The following is a 22,808-nucleotide window of genomic DNA, read 5'->3' as shown; positions in this document are numbered from 1 at the left end:
GCAATGTTTCGTAGAAATTGCGCCCAAAGCTATAAATAAAATTCCTTTTAATTGTAAAGCTAGAATTTGCTAGTCATTGATTAAAAGAAAAATCTCTGTATATCATTCCATGTGACAACTACCATTAAAATCATAAGTAGAACAATACCTACAAAATGAACAATTCCTTCTTTTTGACGGTCAATTGGTTTCCCACGTAAAGCTTCAAAACCAAAGAATAATAAGCGACCACCATCTAAAGCAGGTAATGGAAGTAAGTTCATAATTCCTAGATTTATACTTAACATTGCAGCCCAATTCATTAGGTTCATAATACCGTATTGAGCTACTTGCTCGGTTGCTTTATAAATACCTACAGGACCCGATAAAGCGTCTATTGTAAACTTACCAGTAATCAGCATACCTAGAAGCTCAAATATTTTGACAGTCATATTATAGGTTTCTTGTGCCCCATAGACAACAGCCTTTAGTGGATTAAATTCTCTCGGGCTATCATAAAGCACACCAATTTGACCATACTTTTCTCCATCCTGTTGGACTTCCTTCACAGTCATATTTAAGTTGATAGATTGTCCATCTCGATCTACGGTCACCATAATCTCTTCGTTTGGATGATCCTGAATAATTGCAGCTAAATCCTGCCACTTTTCAACAGCTTGTCCATCAATGGCTGTAACTCTATCCCCTGCAAGCATCCCTGCCTCCGCAGCCGGATTATTTTCTACTACTTCAGAGATTACTGGTTCATATGTTGGAACTCCGTGAATTAATCCAATAACTAAATAAATCACGAAAGCTAGAATAAAGTTAAAAAATGGTCCTGCAAAAATAGTCATCGCTCGTTGGCCAACCGTTTTAGAATTAAATTGACGATCATGAGGTGCAATGACAAGCTCTCGTCCATTTTCCACAAGGACACAATCCCTCGCTACTTGATAACGAACTAGTCTTTCTTCTTCATCATAGCCCTCTACAAACAAATCTTTTTCTAAATCAGCACGTTCAACTTCTAAAAATAATAAATCTGGTAATTGCTTATTATTTTGATTGAAAATGATTTTCTTAACAACATTATCTTCATTGACAACAAGCCCTATTCGATATCCTGGCTGTAATTCAGTGCCATCCATATCTTCGCCAGCCATTCGTACATATCCCCCGATAGGCAATAAACGAACAGTATACATTGTTTCTCCATGTGTTCTCCCATAAATTTTGGGTCCCATTCCAATGGCAAACTCACGTACTAGAATACCTGCTCGTTTGGCGAATAAGAAGTGTCCAAGTTCATGGAAGAAGACGAGCAAACCAAATATTAAAATAAATGCAATGGCTGTTTGCATAATACCCCACCTTTAAAAGCGATTAGTTAACGATATATAGCTCTCGTTATTTTACCATGTCTAACACTATTTTTCTTGTTTCACTGTCCACCTGTAAAATCGTTTGTAAATCTGGTATTGCAATGTTTTGGTGTGCTTGCATCACACGTTCAATTGTCTCATCAATTTGAAGGAATGTTATTTTCCCCTGTAAAAAAGCTGCAACTGCTGCTTCGTTCGCTGCATTCATGGCAGTTAAAATGGTACCACCAGTACGGCCAGCCTCATAGGCTAATCGCAATGCTGGGTAACGTTCAAAGTCCATTTCTTGAAAATGTAACTGACCAATTTGCGCTAAATTCAATCGCTGACCATTATGTAACGGGATTCGATCAGGGTAACTTAAGGCATATTGGATCGGAACGCGCATATCTGGTGTACCTAATTGAGCAATCACACTAGTATCATGATACTCAACTAGAGAGTGAATAATACTTTCTCTATGCAAAAGTACATCTATTTTTTCATATGGCATATCAAATAAAACATGCGCTTCAATAACTTCTAACCCTTTATTCATCATTGTGGCAGAATCTATTGTAATTTTTGCACCCATCGACCAATTCGGATGATTCAGTGCGTCAGCGACAGTGACATGTTTTAATTGGTCCCTTGTTTTATCACGGAAGCTACCACCTGAAGCAGTAATAATTAAACGTTCAATATTTTTTGGGTTTTCACCATTCATCGATTGGAAGATGGCGGAATGCTCACTATCAACAGGTAAAATAGTTGCGTTGTATTTTTTCGCTTCAGCCATTACTAAATGTCCAGCTGTCACAAGTGTTTCTTTATTAGCAATAGCAATTGTTTTGCCCATTCGAATGGCTGCTAAAGTGGATTCCAGCCCAACACTTCCGAGTACAGCATTGACAAGAACCGTCGAATCTGGATGTGTAGCAACCTCCACTAAGCCTTTTGCGCCAAATGTAAAGTGGATTGTCGGATACTCCTTAGCAAGTAGCAGCGCATCTTCTTCTAGCTGCACAGAAACTAATTCAGGCTTTAAGTGATCAATCATTTTTCGCGTTTTCTCTATATTTTTCCCTGAAGAGAAAGCTACTAATTGAAAAGCTTCACGTTGTTCTTTTAAAATATCGTAGGTTTGCCAACCGATTGAACCAGTTGCACCTAATAAACTAATCTTTTTCACAACACATTGTCCCCTTTTTCTATCTATGCAAATGTATGAATAGATGTCCTTAAAAGTTCGGATTAATTACCAAATAAATGTAAAAAATGAAGCAAAGGCACGACGAACAATAGACTATCGAAGCGATCTAATATCCCGCCATGCCCCGGTAAAATATTACCTGAGTCCTTTACATCAAAATGACGCTTAATAGCAGATTCTACCAAGTCGCCCATCTGACCAATAATGGAAGCGAAAATTGTTACGACTACAAGTGATATATAACCATTTGCGAATGGGTAAATGAGTTGCATACCAACAGCGAAAATAACGGCAATGACAATTCCACCGATGAAGCCTTCAATCGTTTTCTTTGGTGAGATTTCAGGCCATAACTTATTCTTACCAAATTTTCTTCCGACAAAATAGGCACCTGAATCCGTTGTCCAAACGACTAATAAACAATAGACAACGTACTCTAAGCCTACATTCCTTGTTTCAATTAAGTAATGGAATCCTAAGCCTACATAAAATGCGCCTAATAAAATAAAACCAACTTCATCAAAAGTTATTTTATTTTTTACTAAAACGACGTAAATCAGGAGTAACATCATTAGACCATAGACTACCATTAGATTAGACGAATAGCCTATTAAATCTACAACCTTTTCACTCCAGTCCTTCGGTATGACAAGTAAAATTAAAGTGACCAACCCCAAGAAGCCAGGCACAGAAAAAATCGAAATACCTTTCATCTTTAGTATTTCATAAAAACCGACAATAGCCATTGCTAGCACAAGTATGGCAAATGGTACTTTTCCATAAATAACGAATGGAATGAAAAGTGCTGCTGCAATTATTGCGGTAATAATTCGTTGTTTCAAGTTGTTTCTTCTCCCTTCAACCCACCATAACGGCGATTACGCTTTTGATAGTTTTCCACCGCTTCCAGTAAGGTTTCCTCACTAAAATCTGGCCACAATGTATCTGTAAACCAAAATTCTGTATAGGCAAGCTGCCAAAGCATAAAGTTACTTAAGCGTACTTCACCACTTGTACGAATTAATAAATCCGGTTCAGGCAAATGGGCCGTCATTAAATGAGACGTTAAGCATTCTTCTGTTAGGTCTTGCATTGTTAATTGACCGTCCTGCACTTTTTGAAGCATCATTTTCATGGCATTAACCATCTCAGAACGACTTCCATAATTCAGCGCAAAATTTAAAATAAGGCCTGTATTATGCTTCGTTTCTTCCATTGCCTCATACAACGCTTTTTGTGTATGGGCAGGTAATAAAGATGGATCTCCAATCATTTCGACACGTACATTGCGTTCCATCATCTCGGGTAAAAAAGAACCTAAAAACTCGACTGGTAGCCGCATGAGAAAATCTACTTCAGGTTTTGGGCGTTTCCAGTTTTCAGTGGAAAATGCATATACGGTTAATACCTTTATGCCTAAATCAGACGCAAATCTCGTGACCTTACGTACTGTCTTCATTCCCTCATGATGACCAGCAACACGTGGCATAGCTCGTTTTTTTGCCCAACGTCCATTTCCGTCCATAATAATCGCTACATGGGCAGGAATCGGCTCGCTTTTAGTTAGGGCCACACGCTCCTCCAATGATAGTGTATCCATATTTATTTGTTTACCTAATAGCTTTTTAAACATGCTAACTCCCCCACTACAACTAATCGGACGTATACTAACCTATCATAACAAACAAAAGCGCTTTTTGTCTTTTTTTTCCCCTCTAAATTGACTATGTATGTACTAGCGTATTTTAGAACTATACACATTCTTAAAGAATAAGTTTGTTAAAAAATGTATCAATATTTATGTGATGTATAATATTGTATATTTCATCTATGCTTTTCTCTATGATTCAGCTCATATTCGAACGGTAAAGAGAAAAGACGTCCTGTAAAGTATAGGACGCCTTCATCTCATCAAAAAGTTCCATCATAGACATGTAAAACGTTTGTTTTACACCTCTAAAATTTCTTTTTCTTTATCTTTCGTTACTTGATCCACTTTGACAATGAATTCATCTGTTAATTTTTGAATATCATCACCATATCCACGTAGATCGTCTTCTGTGATTTCGCCAGCTTTTTCAAGTTTTTTCAAATCATCATTCGCATCACGACGCACATTACGTACAGCAATTTTTGCGTCTTCTGCTTCTTTTTTCACTTGCTTCACTAAATCTTTACGACGCTCTTCAGTAAGGGCAGGGATCATTAAGCGAATGATAGAGCCATCATTTGTTGGTGTAATACCGATATCAGATTTCATAATTGCTTTTTCAATTTCACCTAAAATTGTTTTATCGTAAGGTGTAATCACTAATAAACGAGCTTCTGGTACAGAAACACCCGCAAGTTGATTGATTGGTGTTGGAGCTCCATAATAATCAACCATAATACGATCTAATAATGATGCGTTTGCACGGCCTGCACGAATTGAAGATAGTTCACGTGTGAAAGCTGCAATTGTTTTGTTCATTTTATCTTTTGCTTGTTCTAATACTTGTTTTGCCATTATGCATTCCTCCTAACAACTGTTCCGATTTTTTCGCCTAGTACAGCACGTTTAATGTTGCCTTGTTCCGTAATTGAGAAAACAATTAGTGGAATATCGTTATCCATACATAGGGTAGAAGCTGTTGAATCCATTACTTGTAAGCCTTGTTGGATAACGTCTAAGTATGTGAGTGTATCATATTTAACGGCTGTTTGATCCACTTTTGGATCTGCTGAATAAACGCCATCAACATTATTTTTAGCCATTAAAATCGCATCTGCATCAATTTCTGCTGCACGTAATGCCGCCGTCGTATCAGTTGAGAAGAACGGATTACCTGTCCCTGCTGCAAAGATAACGACACGCTTTTTCTCAAGATGTCTAACTGCTTTACGACGAATGTATGGCTCCGCTACTTGAGTCATCACGATAGAAGATTGAACACGTGTTTCAATGCCTAATTTTTCAAGAGCATCTTGTAACGCTAGGGAGTTCATGACTGTTGCAAGCATGCCCATATAGTCAGCTGCAGCACGATCCATCCCCATTTCACTACCTATTTTTCCACGCCATATATTACCGCCACCTACAACAACAGCAACTTCTACATCAAGATCCACTACTTCTTTTACTTCTTCTGCAACAGACTTGATTATTTTTGGTGATAAACCGAAGCCCGCTTCTCCAGCTAACGCTTCACCACTTAGTTTAATAACTACTCGTTTATATTGCGGTACACTCATTGTAAACCTCCGTAAGACTTTATTTAAAAAATCTCTATTCCCTTTTCCATTATAGTATATCTAACAATAATTGCTAGTTGTGAATAAGGCAGAATAGAAAATTCTATTGCTATTTTCGTTCATTTCGGAAAAATAGGGAACACGCTATGTTGTGTTCCCCATTTTTTGTCTAGAAAATCTAGATATTATTTGATTAGGATCAAATGCCCGCTAAATTAGTTACCTTTAACTTGGCTCATTACTTCTTCTGCAAAGTTATCTTCACGTTTTTCGATACCTTCACCAACAGCGTAACGTACAAAGCCGTTTACTGAACCACCAGTAGAAGCTACGAAATCACGTACTTTTTGATCAGAGTTTTTAACGAATGATTGATCAAGTAGGCAAACATCTTCGAAATATTTACCAAGACGACCTTCAACCATTTTAGCAACGATGTTTTCTGGTTTACCTTCGTTAAGAGCTTGCTCAGTTAATACTTTACGCTCACGTTCAACTTCTTCAGCAGAAACTTCATCGCGAGAAACATAAGTTGGGTTGATAGCAGCAATGTGCATTGCTACATCTTTAGCTGCTGATGCATCAGTAGAACCTTCTAAAGTTACTAATACTCCAATGCGGCCGCCCATGTGTAAGTAAGCGCCGAATGAATCTGCATCAGTTTTTGTTTTGATTTCAAAACGACGAAGTGTGATTTTTTCACCAATTGTTGCTACAGCTGTAGAAATTTGATCTTCAATTTTTACGCCATCAGCATTTGTAAGCTCTAGTGCAGCTTCAACTGATGCAGGTTTAGCAGTAAGTAATTGCTCTGCTAAAGATGAAACTAATACTTGGAATTTGTCGTTTTTTGCAACGAAGTCAGTTTCAGCGTTAACTTCAATAATGATTGCTTCGTTACCTTGTTCTAAAATGTAAGTTGTACCTTCTGCAGCGATACGGTCAGCTTTTTTAGCAGCTGAAGAAAGACCTTTTTCACGTAGGAAATCGATTGCAGCTTCTAGATTACCATCAGTTTGTACTAGTGCTTTTTTACAATCCATCATACCAGCGCCAGTTTTTTCACGTAATTCTTTTACTAATTGTGCAGTAATGTTTGCCATTTAGTGTTTCCTCCTCAAATTGTTTGAACATAGTTTTAATGATAGGTTCTAAAAAAGGTGATAAGGGTTTTGAGCCACTTATCACCTTTTTGTAAACGTGAATTACTCAGCAGCAGCTTCTACAGCTGGAGCTTCTTCTTCACCTTGTTTTGACTCGATTAAAGCGTCAGCCATTTTAGCAGTTAAAAGTTTAACAGCGCGAATAGCATCATCATTAGCAGGGATTACGTAGTCGATTTCATCTGGATCACAGTTTGTATCAACAATACCTACTAGAGGGATGTTTAATTTACGAGCTTCAGCAACCGCAATACGTTCTTTACGTGGGTCAACCACGAACATTACGTCTGGAAGATCGTGCATATCACGGATACCGCCTAAGAATTTGATTAGACGTTCGTGTTCTTTTTTAAGTTGGATTACTTCTTTTTTAGGAAGAACTTCGAAAGTACCTTCTTCTTCCATTTTTTCGATTTGTTTCATACGTGCAACACGTTTTTGAATTGTACCGAAGTTAGTAAGAGTACCACCTAACCAACGTTGGTTGATGTAGTAGTTGCCTGAACGTTCAGCTTCATCTTTGATCGCTTCTTGTGCTTGTTTTTTCGTACCAACGAAAAGAACTTTACCACCGTCTTGACCAACTTGACGCATGAAGTCATAAGCTTCCTCTAATTTTTTAACTGTTTTTTGTAAGTCGATGATGTAGATCCCGTTACGTTCTACGAAGATATATTTCTTCATTTTTGGGTTCCAACGACGAGTTTGGTGACCAAAATGTACACCAGCTTCAAGTAATTGTTTCATAGAAATTACTGACATGTGAATTTCCTCCTAGTATGTTTGGTTTTTATCCTCCGCATTTATCTTTTGCAACAAGCTACCCTAATCTTAGAGCACCACTTACTACATCAAAATGCGTGTGTAGTAATAACACCATTTGCAACTATATCATAGCTTTTGCCGCTTAGCAACAATTTAGTGATGAAATTTCAGTAAAAGCTCGATTTCTGTTTTTCCCTTTTGCAGCTGTTTCGCTATTTCTTCAATTGATTTACCCTGCTTTGCTAAATTTAATGCCTGTTGCTCGATTGTAAGCTCTTTAACCTGCTCCTTTTGCTCTACTTTCAAAGGCGTTGGTGAGGATACTGCTGTCGCCGTTGTCTGTTGCTGACGAGAATAGGCATTGGCTACTATATTTTTAGGTACATAGATACGAGCATCTTTATCTAAGCTTAATGGACTGTCATTTTTCAGCACTTGCTCTGCGGGCGAAGGAGCCTGCTCCTGTTGAGGCTCATTGCTTACGGTTTGTTGAACGCGAGTCGCCGCTAAGTCTGATGATGAGACATTTTGTAGCTCCTTAATAAGACGGTCGTTTTCATCTTTCATTTCTGTTAAATAGACACTAATGGTATCGTCCATTTCGCTCATTAAGCGTTCTTGCTTCTTTTCTAAATCCTTAAATTTTGCTAACTTAGTATTTAAAATAATAAGGAAGTAAAATGTAAGTAGCTGTAAAAAGAATAGCGCCGCTATTAGTATGGTTGTCATTATAAGCTCCTATCCACTAAAATCCACAAAATTGCCTTTAAACGGATGTTGTGCCTGTTTTTCTTGTTGATCCTGTTGCTTTTTCTTCTTTTTGTAAGGATCCGTTACGTATTCGCCACCTGCATCTTCATCCTCACTTATTTCATCCATACCTTCTGATGTATTTACAATTTTTTGCTTGCGCTCTATTTCTTTTTTTAACGCTTCATTAGCATGTGCTTGTTGAGCTAAAGCTTGTTGCTGTACTTGATCAGCCATTTTCCCAGCTTCAAATGTTTTAGGAATCGCAATTTGCAATTCAACCCCTTTTAAACTCATCGGAATCTCTCCCTCAAGGATTTTTACGCATTCATCATTTCGCTAGATAATAATTTACGTAATTTTAAAAGCGCTTTGGAATGGATTTGAGAAATACGTGATGTCGATAATTCAAGCATTTCACCAATTTCAGTCAGCGTCAGTTCCTCCGTGTAGAATAAACTTAGAACCAACTGTTCCTTTTCATTTAGCTTCTGAATATTTTCTGCTAAATCATCTAGTAATTCAGATTTAACCACCGATTGTTCAGGAGTTTTTGTCGTATCATCTCGAATGACAAACGACTTTCCATCTACCTCTTCTTGGTCTTGTTGTTCATTAATGGAAAGAACATTGGAAAAAAAATGCTCTTGTACTGTCTGATAAACGTCTTCCACAGGTACTTCCATATGCTTCGCAAGTTCCTCAGGTGTCACATGACGCATATATTTTTGCTCTAATTGCTCAATCTGAGCATCTAATTTTTTGGCTTTTTCTCGCGCTGAGCGTGGTAGCCAATCTTCCTTACGAAGCCCATCTATAATGGCTCCCCTTACTCTAAATGAAGCATATGTATCGAATTTCAAATCTCTATTAATATCAAATTTATTTAATGCATCAAAAAGTCCTATCATACCTAAGCTCGTTAAATCGTCTCGCGATACACTTTTTGGTAATCCCGCACTAATACGTTGAACATGGTAAGATACTAAAGAAATATATTTTTTTATGAGTAAATCACCAGCATCTGGATCACGCTCATGTATCCAGCGATTCCACAGTTTTTGCTCATCGTTCAGAATTGGTTGTGTCATGAAATCCACCTCTCTAAAAAACGCCTTTACGCGCCCGTTTGCTACTGACTACTTGCGCTCATAAAACTTTTCTTTCATCAGGATTTCTCCATAGTTTTAAAAAAAATCTATATCCGGGTTACTCTTACTATTACCGAATAGAGTAAATAAATGGATAAACTATTGCCATCTTTCCTACTATTATAACAAAAATCGACTATAATTTCATTTGTTTCTGTTCGTCTCTCTTTATTTTGTACAAACAAATTAAAACTGTACCCTAGCTATACATTAACCTAGGATACAGTTTTAAAATATGTCTAAATTATTAAGCTTTTACTTTTTATTTTCACTAGGTTTTTTTGTAGGAATTATGAATCTTATATAGCGTGCTTTTGCTCTTTCTTCACCAAGGTTACTAGGTATAAATACACCTAACAAAGTAGCATTCTCACCATTTGTCCAAAGAAATTCACAACATCTTCTTTCAACCTAAATGATACTAGTTCAACTCTGGTCTTATTTTCTCCACCTTTTTTAGCATAAAAAAGGATGGCTATTTGACCGAAGTCAAACAATACCACCCTCTTGAAAATATTGTTTTAAAAGGAACTAAAAACCATTTTACCATTAAAGATGGTTGCCTTACGTTGACCTTTGCGGGCGATTGCTTCTGCAGCGCAAGAAGCATCCACTAAAACTAGATTGGCACTATCTCCAACCTTTGGCCAGATTTGTTCACCTGCTTGATTCAGCGGTGTTTTCCCACCTGTAATAAACTGCAAGGTTTGCGCTAATGAATATTCATCTCTCCACCCTGAACTATTAGCTAAACGACCTGCTCTTTCTAAAAGATCTCCGTTCCCAAATGGTGACCAAACATCAAAAATATTATCACAACCAATTGCAACCGGTACCCCTTTGCTATGTAATAATCCAACTGGAGGAAACTTTCTGCGAATAGGTACACTAGTCACTATCGTAATCCCTGAATCTCTTAATATGTCAGCCATTTCTTCTGCTTCAGCTCGTGAAACATCTCCAAGTCCGAATGCATGGCTTATCGCCACTTTACCTTGCAGACCAGCCTCCTTTGTTAATTGAGCCAATCTTTTCATTGTAAAGGTACCTAATTGATCCGGGTCATGTAAATGCAAATCAATCCCAGCATTTCCCTCCACAGCGAGCTCCACCATTTGTTGTAAGGATGCCTCAATATCGCCATCCACAGTAGCTGGATCAACACCACCTACTAAGCCTACGCCCATACGAAGGGCTTCTCTGATAATATTTGTCGCCTTCGTTCGCAATAGTCCGTGCTGCGGAAAGGCTACGATTTCATATGACAACTTTCCTTCAAAAGTTTGTAAAGCCTTTTGAACTTCCTCTAAATTTTTTAAGCCCACCTCGGGATACAAATCCACATGGGTACGAACATGGGTAACCCCAGATTGTACATAACCTGAAAGCAACTCTTCTGCACGTTGTTGTGTAGTGGTATGTAAAGTAGGAAGTACCTTTTTTTCTATTTCAAGACGTTCAAAAATATTGTTCACAGGTGTGACAGCACGCCACTGATCGCCTAAAAGTGTTTTATCCAAATGACAATGTTTTTCGATGAAAGATGGTAGCGCTAATAGTTGCTTCATATCTTTTTTAGGAAAATGATCATTCAATTGCATTTCTGCTGAAACAATATCTACAATTTTCCCATCCTTAATGAGGAGATGTGAGCAGGCCGTTCTTGTCTGTGCAACCATACCATTTTCAACATGATAGCCTGTTTCAAGTCGTACATTGGTTAACCAAAAAGTAGCATGCATTTTAAATGTATCCTTTCTATTTTCAATTTTAAAGTTCACCAGAAACTATTTTTCCTTTAAAGAGCACTGCCACTCTTTTCGCCCTTCTAGCCACTGCTTCTGCCGAACAAGTTGCTTCAACAAAAACAATATTTGCTTCATCTCCTACATTCGGCCATATTTGATGACCATCCTTATTTAGAGGTGTAATACCACCTGTAATGTATTTTAGGCTTTGAGCAAGTGAACGCTCATCACTTAAACCAAATCGTTCTGCAAGCGTTCCTGCTTTTTCTAGACTATCCCCTTGGCCGAATGGTGACCAATGGTCGGTAATACTATCATCGCCAAGTGATATGTTTACCCCTTTATGATCTAAGAGAGGAATAGGGATAGTGTGCTCAATAGGCACAGTAGAAGTAATAGCTATGCCAAGATGTGCAAGTAGTTCTGCTACTTCACTCGCTTCACTAGTAGGAATATCTGCAAGAGCCATGGCATGACTAATTGTCACTCTTCCTTGCCAACCAGCTGCCTCTGTTAACGCTGCTAGTCGTTTATACGTAAAAATGCCGAGATGGCCAGGATCATGAATATGAAGATCTACATCTGCATTTGCTTCTACCGCTAATTCCATCACGGTTTCTAATGATTTCTCAATATTTTCATCAATTGTTGCTGGATCAACACCTCCTACGAGAGATGCCCCGTTACGCAATGCTTCTCTTACTAAAGAAACCGAATCACTACGTAATAGCCCATGCTGCGGGAATGCTACAATCTCCATAGCAACTTTATCTTTGTAAGCCTCTTTTGCTCTTAAGACTGCCTCTAAATTTTTCAAACCGATAAACGGGTCAATATTACAATGTGTACGAATATGTGTGGAGCCTGCATTTAATAGTAGGTCTATTAGTTTTTTTGCTCTTTCCTCTGTCACCGGTAATAAACTAGGAAGGAGTAATTCTTCCTCTTTTAATCTAGTTATAAGACCCTCTGTTGGAATGGTAGGTGCCTTCCATGGCCCACCAAAATATGTTTTATCAAGATGAATATGCATATCCCTAAAAGATGGTAGCATGAGGTAGCCTTGTGCATCCAATTGAGGTAAATCCGTCTCTAGTGGTTGATGTCCACGTTTAATTTGCTGTATTATCCCCTTTTCAATTTGTACATTAAAAAGCTCGGTTTGTGTTCCAATTACAGTAGTATGATTGTAATGAAAACCTGTTTCTAGTCGTACGTTAATGAGCCAATATGCTAATGGTGTCATTATATGAACCTCCTTTATTTTTCTTCAAGCTGAACCATCTGAATATCCCTCTCTATATGTGGTAGGGACAGTTGATGATAAACATAGTCTTGGCTAGTATTGCTAGCATGAAAGTAATAGACTGTTGTTAATTTGGCATAATAGATGGCACTTAAACACATCGGACAAGGTTCTGTACTTGCATACATTTCACAGCCTTCGAGATGAGTTGTTTGCAAAGTATGGCAAGCTTGGCGAATTGCTTGAATTTCTGCGTGATTCGTCAAATCATTTGTTTTGGCTATCTCATTAACACCCGAACCAATAATTTGCCCATTTTTTACTACAAGCGCTCCGAATGGCGCACCATGTCCTGATCGTGCATTTTCATTTGCTAAATCAAGCGCTTTTCTCATAAATTCATGTTGATTCATATTCTATTCCTCCTAGTAAAAGCAGATATATCACGTTAATAGCTGTAATATAAACTGAATGATGTCCAGTAGCCAAATCCATTTTACCCAACGTATTCGGAGTTGTGACTATACTAACTTTGCTCTTATTGACTAGTTATTTCAGCAATCATTACGAGCCTTCTAGACTTAGCGTTGTGGCAACACTATATCACAAACAGAATATTCAGTCTTTTTAACTAATTCTATGAGACATTAATAATGTATCTAGGTTTCCCCTTGCAATTTCACATAAAAGAGTTCCTTCATTACTTTTCCTTTATACAAATATGCTAACATGAAGACTACTATATGAATAATATAAAAAAAGTAAATTTCACTTAAGTTTTCCCTATATTAAAGTTTCTTGAATGGCAAAATAAAAAAGAGCCGCTCTTAGCGACTCTTTGTTTTAAGCATTCACTTGTTGTTCTTCTTCTCGATTCATCATCGTTCGAACCACTTGTGCAATCTCCTCTGAGTTCTCATCTTGAAATTCAACGGTTGATTGAGCCGAAGCTGCTTCTTGATTCGTGCCTTCAGGAGTAGTTTGTTCATTTTCTGCTAGTTCACCTTCAACTGCTTCCTCATCTACCTCTGGCGTATACAAAATGTATGCTATTAAAAAACGTACAATATACATTACAAGGAATACAATGATTGCTGTAACAAAAGATCCGATAATGATTCGAAGGGGCGTGTAGGGCTTTAGAAATGTACTAAAAAAATAAATAGTAAAAGCCATTAATGCTCCCCATAGATTATAAAATATGGAACCAAACATTAGATTTCGCTCACTCCTTGGTTAACTGTTCGAATATGTAATGATGATGTGGCAGGATTAAATTCTATCGTTCTACCACTGTTTCCACCAGTATCCTCGGCTACTAAAGGAATTCCATGCCTTTTCAATTCATTTTTGACAGCTTCTACATTACGAGGACCGATGCGCATCGAATCTTTGTCCGAAGTAAATTGAAACATCTGTGCGCCCCCAGCAATTTTTGCCTTTAGTTTAAACTTTTGAACGCCCTCTAATTTTAATAGATCAATCATTGCTGCTATTCCAGAATCCGCAAATTTGGCTACATTGATTGACTCAGATCTTCCCAAGCTTGAATCTGGTAACATCACATGGATTAAACCAGCAATTTTTTTTGACTCATCATATAAAATAACGCCAACACAAGAACCCAGACCAGAAGTTCGAATCGTGTTAGGTAGCTTTACTACATCCATTTGTGCAATTCCTACTTTAACCACTTGCCCACTGCTACTACTTAGCATCATTAGGAAACCCCTAATGCTTTAAAAATAGCATCAAATGAGTCGGGATCTGGTAATAGGAAGAAATGACCTCTCACAGTTTCATGGTCTTCTACACCTTCTTCAAAAATGGATGTATTTATAACAATGACATTATCACTTACATGTGATAATTCTATTAAACCAATACTTATAATTGCACCAAACATATCGACGCTTAGCCCTGGGACAGTTGGATAAATTTTCAAATTAGTGAAGTCCGATAAGGCAGATAAATAGGAACCTGATAAGATATTTCCCATTTCTTGCATAGCAGATAATCCTAGTTCAGAAACAGGTCGTTTTTTAAAATCAAATGTTTCATCATAAATGAGACGACGGATAAAACGGTTTGCCTGTTCAATAGGTAGTATAAAGAACATACTTCCTTCTGCATCACCTTCAATGCGAAGGTAAATACCAACAACGACATTTTCTGATCCGCCAGCCAATTCCATCATATCGTTAAAGGACACCATTTCTACCTTTGGGACACGCATATCAATTTTTTTCCCAAGTAAATTGGAAAGTGCTGTCGCGGCATGCGCAGCACCAATATTGCCAATTTCCTTTAATACATCTAAATGTAGCGAGGTAATCTTTTGATTAAATGTCATGATCGATCCCTACTTTAGTGGATTTAATACTTTTTCTAAATGTAATAAGATTAATAATCGTTTTTCTACTTTAGCAACACCTGAAATAAATTCTTCCTCAAGGGAGCCAACAACTTCTGGTTGTGGTTCAATCGAACTTGCAGGAATATCAATTACATCGTTTGCTGAATCAACAACAAAGCCTACTTCCATATCTTCTAGTGAGATAATGATAATGCGAGTTGTTTCCTCATGTTCTGAAATAGGTAATTCAAAGCGTTCACGTAAATCCACAATCGGCGTTACGACACCACGAAGATTAATAACACCTTTTACATATTTCGCCGTTTTTGGTACGCGCGTAATATGCATTAGCTTTTCTATACCTTGAACATGGGACACCGGAATAGCATATTCCTTATTCGCTAGTTGAAATACAATTACTTTAATACTTTCTTGTTCCACTGCGTTTGTCATCTTTTACACCTCTCTTATTCATTCACCTTATTTTATTAATGCGTTACAATCTACAATTAAGGCTACTTTACCATTTCCTAAAATAGTTGCACCTGAAATAGCAAAAATATTTGTTAAGTAATTTCCTAAAGACTTCAAGACAATTTCTTGTTGTCCGATGAAGGAATCCACCACTAAACCAGCAAGTTTTTCACCTTTACGAACAATGACTACTGAATGGAATTCTTCATCTTGCGACTCTGTACGAGGTACTTCAAAGATTTCCTCTAAGAATACCAATGGTACAACCTTGCCACGGAAGTCGATTACTTTTTGATTATGCGCATTCATAATCTCCGATGAACGGATAATAGATGTTTCAATAATAGATGATAATGGAATTGCATAAATTTCCTTTTCAATTTCCACGAGCATGACAGAAATAATCGATAATGTCAGCGGTAATTGGATAGAAAAGATGGAACCAACATCTTGTGTGGATTCAATTGAAATATTACCACCAAGTGATTCAATTGTTGTTTTAACAACATCTAACCCTACTCCACGGCCAGATACATCCGAAATGACATCTGCAGTCGAGAAGCCTGAAGCTAAAATAAGCTCATTGATTTGATTATCAGACATTGAATAAGACTGTTCTTGTGTCACAATGCCTTTTGCAATAGCTTTCGCTAGTACTTTGTCACGATTAATTCCTGCACCATCGTCTTCAATTTCAATAAAGACATAGTTTCCACTATGATAAGCACGTAGGACAACCGTTCCTTCCTCCGGTTTGCCTTTTGCACGACGAGATGTTGGATTTTCAATGCCATGGTCCACAGAATTTCGGATTAAGTGGACAAGTGGATCACCAATTTCATCGATAACTGTACGATCTAGTTCTGTTTCAGCACCAATGATTTCAAGATTAATTTTCTTATTTAAATCTCGGGATAGCTGACGAATCATTTTTGGGAAGCGGTTGAACACTGTTTCAACTGGCACCATGCGCATTGTTAAAATAATGGTTTGCAGGTCACCCATTACACGGCTCATTCGCTCCACAGTTTCGTTTAGCTCACCATGGTTTACTTCTGTAGCAATAGATTGTAAACGACCACGGTCAATAACAAGTTCTTCAAACAAGTTCATTAAAATATCAAGACGTTCAATATTGACACGAATCGTTTTATTTCCAACAGGCGCGTGATTTTTTTCAGCCTTTGCAGGTGCGGCTGTTTTTGCAGGCTGTGTGGCTGGTTCAGGTTTAGAAGGTACAGTAGCAGGTGTAGACTCTACTTCCGCTACAGCCGATGCAGTAGCAGCTACTTCTTGCTGTGATTCATACTCTCTTTCACTAAATTTCTTTTGGTCTATTGTTGTGACAACAACTTCTTCAACCTCAGAAACTTTCATGATCTTTTTCTGCATATCTTCTGCTGATTCTTTTGTCACATAGGCTACATAAAACTGTTGATCAAATTGTTCGTCTTCTAGCTTTTCAACAGATGGGCTCGATTTAATAACTTCGCCGTCTTTTTCTAAAATTTCGAAGACCATAAATACACGTGCAGCCTTTAAAAGACAATCTTCTCGTAATTTCACTGAAATTTCATAGGCATGGAAACCTTGTTCAGATGATTGTGCAATAACTGTTTGTTCAAAGCTATCATATTCTAAAACACTTTCCACGGCTGCTGGTCCTGCAACGGTTGCTGCCACCTCAGGTACTGCTTCCTCACCTAATTCTATGCGCTTAAGTTGAGCAACTGTTGCTGACACATCACGCTTGCCATCTCCACCATTCGCAATATCCATGACCATTTCTTCCAGATGGTCAACAGATTCAAAGACCACATCTAAAATTTCTGGTGTTACGTGGATTTTTTCATTACGAATCGCATCTAACACATTTTCCATTTTATGAGTTAAATCGGCTAAATCTTCAAAACCCATTGTGGCAGACATACCTTTTAAAGTATGGGCAGATCGGAATATTTCCCCAACAATTGCCAAATCATCTGGATTTTTTTCTAATTCTAATAAATGTTCACTACATGCTTGTAAATGCTCTTTACTTTCTTCGATAAACATCTCTAAATATTGATTGACTTCCATAAGAGGACACCCCTTTTAAGGCAAATATTTCATTATTGTTAGTGCTATATCATCTACATCGGCAACTTCATCAATTAGTTGCGTTTCTACCGCTGCTTTTGGCATACCATATACAATGCAAGTTTCTGCTGACTCAGCTATGGCCATGACATTACCGGTCTTTTTTAGTGCTTTTAGTCCATTTGAACCATCATGCCCCATACCTGTCATAATCACAGCTACTTTATCAAAATCCTTATATTGACTAACATCTTCAAACATTACATCTACAGATGGTCTATGGCCTGACCTTGGTGCTTCTTGATTATCAAGAACAATACCAAAAGTTGTCCCTACTTTCCTAAGCTTTAAGTGATAGCCACCTGGGGCAATATAGGCAACCCCATTTTGTAAAATATCACCTTGTTCAGCCTCCTTCACAACAATTTCACTGAGCTGATCGAGACGTGTAGCGAGTGATTTCGTAAATCCAGCAGGCATATGCTGAACAATGAGGATAGGAGCTTGAATAGACTTAGGAATTTTTGTAATGACCTCCTGAAGCGCACGAGGTCCTCCTGTAGATGTACCTATTAGCACAATCTTTTTACCTACTTTATTCCATTCATTTTGCGCCTTTGTTACAGCTACTTTAGTAGCAGTAGCATTCACGGGAATAGGCATTTGACCATGTTGTTGTAAATCCTTTATTACGGTACTCACTTTTGTCACTGAATCTTGTTGTCGTTTACTACCAGAAGGTTTTTTCAATTTGGATATTGGCACCATTGCAGCTTGCTCTACTTTATGGACAAGCTCAGTTTGGATTTTATGTAAATCAAGAGATATTGTTCCGCTTGGCTTTGCGACAAAATCTACAGCGCCACTTTCAATAGCTGCTATAGCATTTTCTGTTCCACGCTGAGTGGTACTAGAGAGCATGATTACAGGAACTGGACATTGTATCATTATTTCTTTTAATGCATCTAGCCCATTCATTTCAGGCATCTCAATATCCATTGTCACAACTGATGGCTTCAATGATTGTATCTTTTTGATTGCATCTTTTCCATTTCGTGCAGTTCCAACTACTTCCACCTTCGAGTTGCCAACAAAAAAGTCACTAATTAGCTTTCTCATAAAAGCAGAATCATCCACAACTAATAGCTTGCTTTTATGTAAAAAGTCCAATTAATCACGCCCTTTCGAAAAAATACTTCTTAGTTTCGTTAAAAATTTCTTTGCTGTCTGATCATGTGCATGTACTTCCTCCACACGATGCTCCATAAAACGAATCACTATGAGTTGTAATGTTTTAGAAATCAGTGCGTCTGGATAAGCAAGTGAAAATGGGACTTGCTCACGCACAGCCTTCCGCACAATCGAATCTTCGGGTAATGAACCGAGTATCGTGACTTCTTTGTCTAAAAAACGTTTCATGGCTAACTTTAAACGCTCGTTTGTTTCGATGCCTTCTTCTTTACTAAATGCACGGTTACAAAGGACATAAAATTGCTTATCAGCATCCCGCATATGAATATATTTCATCATCGAATAGGCATCCGTAATTGCGGTCGGCTCTGCAGTTGAAATAACGATAATTTCGTCTATTGATGTGAGTAAATCTAGCGACCAATTTGTCGCACCCGCCCCCATATCAAATAAAATATAATCATAGTTTTTCTGAAGCTGTTCAAATGCATGTATAAGCTGTTCAAACATCGTCTCTGACCAATTAAAAATATTTGTCATACCCGACCCACCTGATATATACCTTAAACCATGGGGTCCCTCAAATATTACCTCATCTAGTAGTTTATTTCCTTCTAAGTAATCTTTCAAACTATTGGAAGCATTTTTCCCAATTAAAATATGGATATTTCCCATCCCAATATCCATATCTACAATGACAACTTTTTTTCCCTTTTGGGCCAAAGACAAGGCGAAATTCATCGTGAAGTTACTTTTTCCAACCCCGCCTTTGCCACTAACCACTGCAATTGCTCGACCTAAATCGCCTTGCTGCCTCATCATTTTCAAGCGTAATGTTTCAGCTTGGTCTCTCATTTCTCTTCACCTTGAAAAAACAAATTAAGCACTGCTTCTAAATCAGCTTCTTCAATATCTTCTGGTACTTCTTGACCATTCGTATAGTAAGCAAGTCCTTTATTATATTTAATCATTAAATTGAGCATTGTGCCAATAGAATTTGTTTCATCAATTTTCGTGAAGATAAATTTTTCAATTGGTAGCTGATTAAATTGGTCGATAATGTTCGCCATATCCTTTTCTTTTGTAGTCATCGCGAGTACTAAGTAGGATTCTGCTTGATCATCAAATTTTATGAGACGTTGGAGATCATCTACATACTTGACCTCTTTATAATTTCGACCAGCTGTATCGATAAACACTAAGTCTAAATGCGATAATCTTTGGATAGCTTGTTCGAAATCTGTTGCGTTGTAAGCAATTTCAACGGGTGCCTGTAAAAGACCCGCATACGTTTTTAGCTGTTCAATTGCTGCGATTCGGTACGTATCTGTCGTAATAAATCCGATTTTCTTCTTCTTTTCTAAAACTGCTCTAGCTGCCATTTTGGCGATCGTCGTTGTTTTACCCACACCTGTAGGACCTAATACGTTGATGTATTTTCTTTCATAGGACAATCCTCCGATAGGTAGGCTTTCTAATCTCTTACGAAGTAAATTTTTCGTGACCATTTTACATTGTGAGAAATTGATTTCTGATGCTTCTTTGAAATGCATAAAAAGCTCATCACCTATCGTTGTGATGAGCTCTTCATTTAGCTCTTGCTGTCTTAAGTATTCAATGAAGGGGAAGAGTTCATCGGGATATTGAGCTTGGGTAGTCTTTTTATGCATCGATTGCATTAAAGATTTTAAATCTGCAATTTCCTTCCTCAATTCTTCAGAAATGCCAGTGTCCTCGTGTTTAACTACATCATGCGATGATTGATCTTGATGAATTTTCTCTTGAATCGCATTTGTAATATCTTGTAGTCTCGCATTTTCCTTAGTTGCGATAGGTAATTCTACAGGCGTTGGTACTGGAGCCACTTGATTTGGCTCCACTCCATCCACTCCTGCAACTACCTCAAAACTTTTCTGTTTAATCATACCGAAAAATTTCTTCGTGATGACTACTTTAGAATTCAAAATAACAGCGTCCTCGCCTAGTTCTGCACGCACTTGCTTCATAGCCTCTGGTATGGAAGATGCATAATATTTTTTCATTTTCATTAAACATTCACCACCCCAACACTTTGAATTTCAATAGAAGCATCCAATTCATTATATGAGAGAACTGGAATCTGCGGGAAATAACGCTCCGTCAGTTGTCGTAAATACATGCGCACAGCCGGAGAACATAAAATAATAGCGGATTGTTCCATAAAGGACACACGCTCTATTTCTGCTGCAATCGTCTCTAGTACCGTTTGAGAATCTTGAGGATCCATTGCTAAATAATTTCCGTGATCTGTTTGCTGTATACTATCAGCAACCATTTTTTCTACTTTACCTGAAACTGTAATAACTTTTAATGCCGAACTATCTCCCACATATTGGGCAGTAATTTGACGAGCCAATGATTGACGAACATACTCAGTTAAAATATCTGTATCGCTAGTTACCTTTGCATAGTCTGCTAACGTTTCAAAAATAATGGGTAAATTACGAACAGAAACATTTTCACGTAGTAATTTACCAAGTACCTTTTGGATTTCTCCAGTTGATAAAGGTGCCGGTGTCAGCTCTTCTACTAAAATAGGATGGGTTTCACGTAAGTGATCTATTAACTGCTTCGTCTCTTGACGACCTAATAATTCATGAGCATTCGCACGGATTATTTCAGTTAAATGCGTGGATACCACGCTTGGTGGGTCTACAACGGTGTAGCCATAAATTTCAGCATCCTCTTTCACTTGCTCAGTAATCCATTTAGCTGGTAATCCAAATGATGGCTCCACTGTATCAATTCCTTCAATAGAATCATCATCACCTGGGCTCATCGCTAAATAATGATCTAGTAAAAGTTCGCCTCTTGCCATTTCGTTCCCTTTTATTTTTATTCGATACTCATTTGGTTGAAGCTGAATATTATCTCGAATACGAACAACCGGGATGACAATTCCTAATTCTAGTGCTAACTGTCGACGAATCATAATGACACGATCTAATAAGTCCCCACCTTGAGCAGCATCTACTAACGGAATTAATCCATAACCAAATTCAAATTCGATTGGGTCCACATTTAATAAATTCACAACATTTTCAGGGCTCTTCATGCCATCTGTTGCCACTTCTTCTTCAATTTCAAGTAATTCCTCTTCATCCTCTGGTTTCTTACGTTCCATCATATAAGCCCCAGCAATTAGGGAAAGACCTATTGGAAGTGTTACCCAGTTAGGGATTGGTGTAAATAGCCCTAGTAATACTATGGTACCTCCAGCTACATAGAGTAACTTTGCTTGAGCAAATAATTGTCCTGTTATATCTTGACCAAGACTTCCTTTAGAAGAGGCGCGAGTTACCACAATCCCTGTTGCTGTTGAAATAAGCAAGGCAGGAATTTGCGAAACTATACCATCCCCAACGGTTAGCTTAGAAAAATGAGTTGCTGCTTCAGCAAATGGAAGTCCCATTTGTACTACCCCGATGATGATTCCGAATAATAAGTTGATAATAACCATGACCATTGAGGCAATGGCATCCCCTTTTACGAATTTCGTGGCACCATCCATCGCTCCGTAGAAGTCCGCTTCACCCGCTACTTTTTCACGTCGTTCGCGTGCTTCCTTTTCGGAAATTACTCCTGCATTTAAATCAGCATCAATACTCATTTGTTTACCTGGCATCGCATCAAGTGTGAAACGAGCTGCTACTTCAGCTACCCGCTCTGCACCCTTTGTAATAACAATAAACTGAATTAATACTAGAATTAAAAAGACAACTAAACCTACGAGAATATTTCCCCCGACTACGAAATCACCAAACGTTTCTACGACAGAGCCCGCGTCCCCAGTTGCTAAGATCGCACGGGTTGTGGAAACACTCAGTCCTAATCGGAATAAGGTTAACAGTAAAATAACAGAAGGAAAAATAGAAAAGTCTAATGCTTCCTTCATACTCATTGCTGTTAGCAGTACAATTAATCCTAAAGTAATATTAATGACAATTAAGAAACTTAACATCCACGGAGGAAGAGGGATGATGAGCATCGCAACGATTAAAATAACCGCACCTAAAACCCCAATATCGCGAACTTTCATTTGTGTCCCTCCTACTAAAA

23 protein-coding genes are annotated in these 22,808 nt (G+C 37.9%); all 23 read right to left on the bottom strand.

The genetic code is table 11. From position 1 onward, the window contains the following. Positions 1 to 80 precede the first annotated feature (80 nt). The 23 genes from rseP to flhA all read right to left on the bottom strand — a co-directional run bounded on the left by rseP (position 81) and on the right by flhA (position 22,788). Positions 81 to 1,343 (bottom strand): RIP metalloprotease RseP, encoded by a 1,263-nt coding sequence (gene rseP / locus KVT27_RS02485; RefSeq protein ID WP_008181395.1) that lies wholly within the window; start codon positions 1,341 to 1,343, stop codon positions 81 to 83. Between the two features lie 46 nt (positions 1,344 to 1,389). After that, positions 1,390 to 2,535 carry a 1-deoxy-D-xylulose-5-phosphate reductoisomerase gene (gene dxr / locus KVT27_RS02480; RefSeq protein WP_217580604.1) on the bottom strand — a complete coding sequence of 382 codons (1,146 nt, stop codon included), beginning with the start codon at positions 2,533 to 2,535 and terminating at the stop codon, positions 1,390 to 1,392. Positions 2,536 to 2,597: 62 nt separating this feature from the next. Further along, positions 2,598 to 3,398, bottom strand: a complete 801-nt coding sequence (locus tag KVT27_RS02475; protein ID WP_208704581.1) for a phosphatidate cytidylyltransferase — start codon at positions 3,396 to 3,398, stop codon at positions 2,598 to 2,600. Next, the gene (locus KVT27_RS02470) at positions 3,395 to 4,189 is read right to left on the bottom strand and encodes an undecaprenyl pyrophosphate synthase (protein WP_008181400.1); all 795 of its coding nucleotides are present in this window, start codon (positions 4,187 to 4,189) and stop codon (positions 3,395 to 3,397) included. Before KVT27_RS02470 ends, KVT27_RS02475 begins: the two co-directional genes overlap by 4 nt. A gap of 315 nt (positions 4,190 to 4,504) precedes the next feature. Then, a complete protein-coding gene (gene frr, locus KVT27_RS02465; protein WP_008181402.1) occupies positions 4,505 to 5,062 on the bottom strand; it encodes a ribosome recycling factor in 558 nt (185 codons plus the stop codon). Further along, positions 5,062 to 5,787, bottom strand: a complete 726-nt coding sequence (gene pyrH / locus KVT27_RS02460) for a UMP kinase (protein ID WP_008181404.1) — start codon at positions 5,785 to 5,787, stop codon at positions 5,062 to 5,064. Before pyrH ends, frr begins: the two co-directional genes overlap by 1 nt. Before the next feature lie 215 nt (positions 5,788 to 6,002). Next, entirely contained in the window at positions 6,003 to 6,890 is an 888-nt protein-coding gene (tsf, locus tag KVT27_RS02455) for a translation elongation factor Ts (RefSeq protein WP_008181406.1), read from the bottom strand. A 102-nt stretch (positions 6,891 to 6,992) separates the two neighbouring features. Then, complete coding sequence (rpsB, locus tag KVT27_RS02450; RefSeq protein ID WP_004269262.1) at positions 6,993 to 7,712, bottom strand: 30S ribosomal protein S2; 720 nt, start codon at positions 7,710 to 7,712, stop codon at positions 6,993 to 6,995. Positions 7,713 to 7,868: 156 nt separating this feature from the next. Continuing rightward, complete coding sequence (locus tag KVT27_RS02445) at positions 7,869 to 8,444, bottom strand: hypothetical protein (protein ID WP_150908023.1); 576 nt, start codon at positions 8,442 to 8,444, stop codon at positions 7,869 to 7,871. A 9-nt stretch (positions 8,445 to 8,453) separates the two neighbouring features. Next, positions 8,454 to 8,762 carry a hypothetical protein gene (locus KVT27_RS02440; RefSeq protein ID WP_036124022.1) on the bottom strand — a complete coding sequence of 103 codons (309 nt, stop codon included), beginning with the start codon at positions 8,760 to 8,762 and terminating at the stop codon, positions 8,454 to 8,456. Positions 8,763 to 8,785: 23 nt separating this feature from the next. After that, positions 8,786 to 9,556, bottom strand: coding sequence for a FliA/WhiG family RNA polymerase sigma factor (locus tag KVT27_RS02435; RefSeq protein WP_008180720.1), 771 nt, complete (start codon positions 9,554 to 9,556; stop codon positions 8,786 to 8,788). Between the two features lie 581 nt (positions 9,557 to 10,137). Further along, a complete protein-coding gene (locus KVT27_RS02430; RefSeq protein WP_217580602.1) occupies positions 10,138 to 11,358 on the bottom strand; it encodes an amidohydrolase in 1,221 nt (406 codons plus the stop codon). Positions 11,359 to 11,386: 28 nt separating this feature from the next. Then, a complete protein-coding gene (locus KVT27_RS02425; protein ID WP_208704584.1) occupies positions 11,387 to 12,610 on the bottom strand; it encodes an amidohydrolase in 1,224 nt (407 codons plus the stop codon). 14 nt (positions 12,611 to 12,624) lie between these two features. Further along, on the bottom strand, positions 12,625 to 13,023 hold the full coding sequence (locus KVT27_RS02420) for a nucleoside deaminase (protein ID WP_036147453.1): 399 nt from the start codon (positions 13,021 to 13,023) through the stop codon (positions 12,625 to 12,627). Positions 13,024 to 13,453: 430 nt separating this feature from the next. Beyond that, positions 13,454 to 13,786: a hypothetical protein gene (locus KVT27_RS02415; protein WP_225316248.1), complete on the bottom strand. Its 333-nt coding sequence runs from the start codon at positions 13,784 to 13,786 to the stop codon at positions 13,454 to 13,456. A 38-nt stretch (positions 13,787 to 13,824) separates the two neighbouring features. Beyond that, a complete protein-coding gene (locus tag KVT27_RS02410; RefSeq protein ID WP_008180730.1) occupies positions 13,825 to 14,331 on the bottom strand; it encodes a chemotaxis protein CheD in 507 nt (168 codons plus the stop codon). Continuing rightward, positions 14,331 to 14,963, bottom strand: a complete 633-nt coding sequence (locus KVT27_RS02405) for a chemotaxis protein CheC (protein WP_008180732.1) — start codon at positions 14,961 to 14,963, stop codon at positions 14,331 to 14,333. Before KVT27_RS02405 ends, KVT27_RS02410 begins: the two co-directional genes overlap by 1 nt. A gap of 9 nt (positions 14,964 to 14,972) precedes the next feature. Further along, positions 14,973 to 15,419 carry a chemotaxis protein CheW gene (locus KVT27_RS02400; RefSeq protein WP_036124011.1) on the bottom strand — a complete coding sequence of 149 codons (447 nt, stop codon included), beginning with the start codon at positions 15,417 to 15,419 and terminating at the stop codon, positions 14,973 to 14,975. Between the two features lie 27 nt (positions 15,420 to 15,446). Continuing rightward, complete coding sequence (locus KVT27_RS02395) at positions 15,447 to 17,519, bottom strand: chemotaxis protein CheA (protein WP_217580600.1); 2,073 nt, start codon at positions 17,517 to 17,519, stop codon at positions 15,447 to 15,449. Between the two features lie 15 nt (positions 17,520 to 17,534). Next, positions 17,535 to 18,689, bottom strand: a complete 1,155-nt coding sequence (locus KVT27_RS02390) for a protein-glutamate methylesterase/protein-glutamine glutaminase (protein ID WP_217580598.1) — start codon at positions 18,687 to 18,689, stop codon at positions 17,535 to 17,537. Beyond that, positions 18,690 to 19,565: a MinD/ParA family protein gene (locus tag KVT27_RS02385; RefSeq protein ID WP_036124003.1), complete on the bottom strand. Its 876-nt coding sequence runs from the start codon at positions 19,563 to 19,565 to the stop codon at positions 18,690 to 18,692. Continuing rightward, positions 19,562 to 20,758 carry a flagellar biosynthesis GTPase FlhF gene (flhF, locus tag KVT27_RS02380; RefSeq protein ID WP_036124001.1) on the bottom strand — a complete coding sequence of 399 codons (1,197 nt, stop codon included), beginning with the start codon at positions 20,756 to 20,758 and terminating at the stop codon, positions 19,562 to 19,564. The genes KVT27_RS02385 and flhF overlap by 4 nt, the downstream gene beginning before the upstream one ends. Beyond that, positions 20,758 to 22,788, bottom strand: a complete 2,031-nt coding sequence (flhA, locus tag KVT27_RS02375) for a flagellar biosynthesis protein FlhA (protein ID WP_036123998.1) — start codon at positions 22,786 to 22,788, stop codon at positions 20,758 to 20,760. The genes flhF and flhA overlap by 1 nt, the downstream gene beginning before the upstream one ends. Positions 22,789 to 22,808 lie beyond the last annotated feature (20 nt).

Origin of the sequence: Lysinibacillus sp. GbtcB16 (assembly GCF_019091145.1) — a bacterium.
GTDB lineage: Bacteria > Bacillota > Bacilli > Bacillales_A > Planococcaceae > Lysinibacillus > Lysinibacillus fusiformis.
The sequence above is the reverse complement of the archived record's forward strand: the minus strand, read 5'-3'. Positions and strand labels throughout refer to the sequence as shown.

Bases quoted from the DNA above. Each gene is read 5' to 3' on its own strand.
- rseP (WP_008181395.1), bottom strand. From the start codon at position 1,343: ATGCAAACAGCCATTGCATTTATTTTAATATTTGGTTTGCTCGTCTTC.
- KVT27_RS02470 (WP_008181400.1), bottom strand. From the start codon at position 4,189: ATGTTTAAAAAGCTATTAGGTAAACAAATAAATATGGATACACTATCA.
- frr (WP_008181402.1), bottom strand. From the start codon at position 5,062: ATGGCAAAACAAGTATTAGAACAAGCAAAAGATAAAATGAACAAAACA.
- pyrH (WP_008181404.1), bottom strand. From the start codon at position 5,787: ATGAGTGTACCGCAATATAAACGAGTAGTTATTAAACTAAGTGGTGAA.
- tsf (WP_008181406.1), bottom strand. From the start codon at position 6,890: ATGGCAAACATTACTGCACAATTAGTAAAAGAATTACGTGAAAAAACT.
- rpsB (WP_004269262.1), bottom strand. From the start codon at position 7,712: ATGTCAGTAATTTCTATGAAACAATTACTTGAAGCTGGTGTACATTTT.
- KVT27_RS02445 (WP_150908023.1), bottom strand. From the start codon at position 8,444: ATGACAACCATACTAATAGCGGCGCTATTCTTTTTACAGCTACTTACA.
- KVT27_RS02440 (WP_036124022.1), bottom strand. From the start codon at position 8,762: ATGAGTTTAAAAGGGGTTGAATTGCAAATTGCGATTCCTAAAACATTT.
- KVT27_RS02435 (WP_008180720.1), bottom strand. From the start codon at position 9,556: ATGACACAACCAATTCTGAACGATGAGCAAAAACTGTGGAATCGCTGG.
- KVT27_RS02430 (WP_217580602.1), bottom strand. From the start codon at position 11,358: ATGCATGCTACTTTTTGGTTAACCAATGTACGACTTGAAACAGGCTAT.
- KVT27_RS02425 (WP_208704584.1), bottom strand. From the start codon at position 12,610: ATGACACCATTAGCATATTGGCTCATTAACGTACGACTAGAAACAGGT.
- KVT27_RS02420 (WP_036147453.1), bottom strand. From the start codon at position 13,023: ATGAATCAACATGAATTTATGAGAAAAGCGCTTGATTTAGCAAATGAA.
- KVT27_RS02415 (WP_225316248.1), bottom strand. From the start codon at position 13,786: ATGGCTTTTACTATTTATTTTTTTAGTACATTTCTAAAGCCCTACACG.
- KVT27_RS02410 (WP_008180730.1), bottom strand. From the start codon at position 14,331: ATGATGCTAAGTAGTAGCAGTGGGCAAGTGGTTAAAGTAGGAATTGCA.
- KVT27_RS02405 (WP_008180732.1), bottom strand. From the start codon at position 14,963: ATGACATTTAATCAAAAGATTACCTCGCTACATTTAGATGTATTAAAG.
- KVT27_RS02400 (WP_036124011.1), bottom strand. From the start codon at position 15,419: ATGACAAACGCAGTGGAACAAGAAAGTATTAAAGTAATTGTATTTCAA.
- KVT27_RS02395 (WP_217580600.1), bottom strand. From the start codon at position 17,519: ATGGAAGTCAATCAATATTTAGAGATGTTTATCGAAGAAAGTAAAGAG.
- KVT27_RS02385 (WP_036124003.1), bottom strand. From the start codon at position 19,565: ATGAGAGACCAAGCTGAAACATTACGCTTGAAAATGATGAGGCAGCAA.
- flhF (WP_036124001.1), bottom strand. From the start codon at position 20,758: ATGAAAATGAAAAAATATTATGCATCTTCCATACCAGAGGCTATGAAG.
- flhA (WP_036123998.1), bottom strand. From the start codon at position 22,788: ATGAAAGTTCGCGATATTGGGGTTTTAGGTGCGGTTATTTTAATCGTT.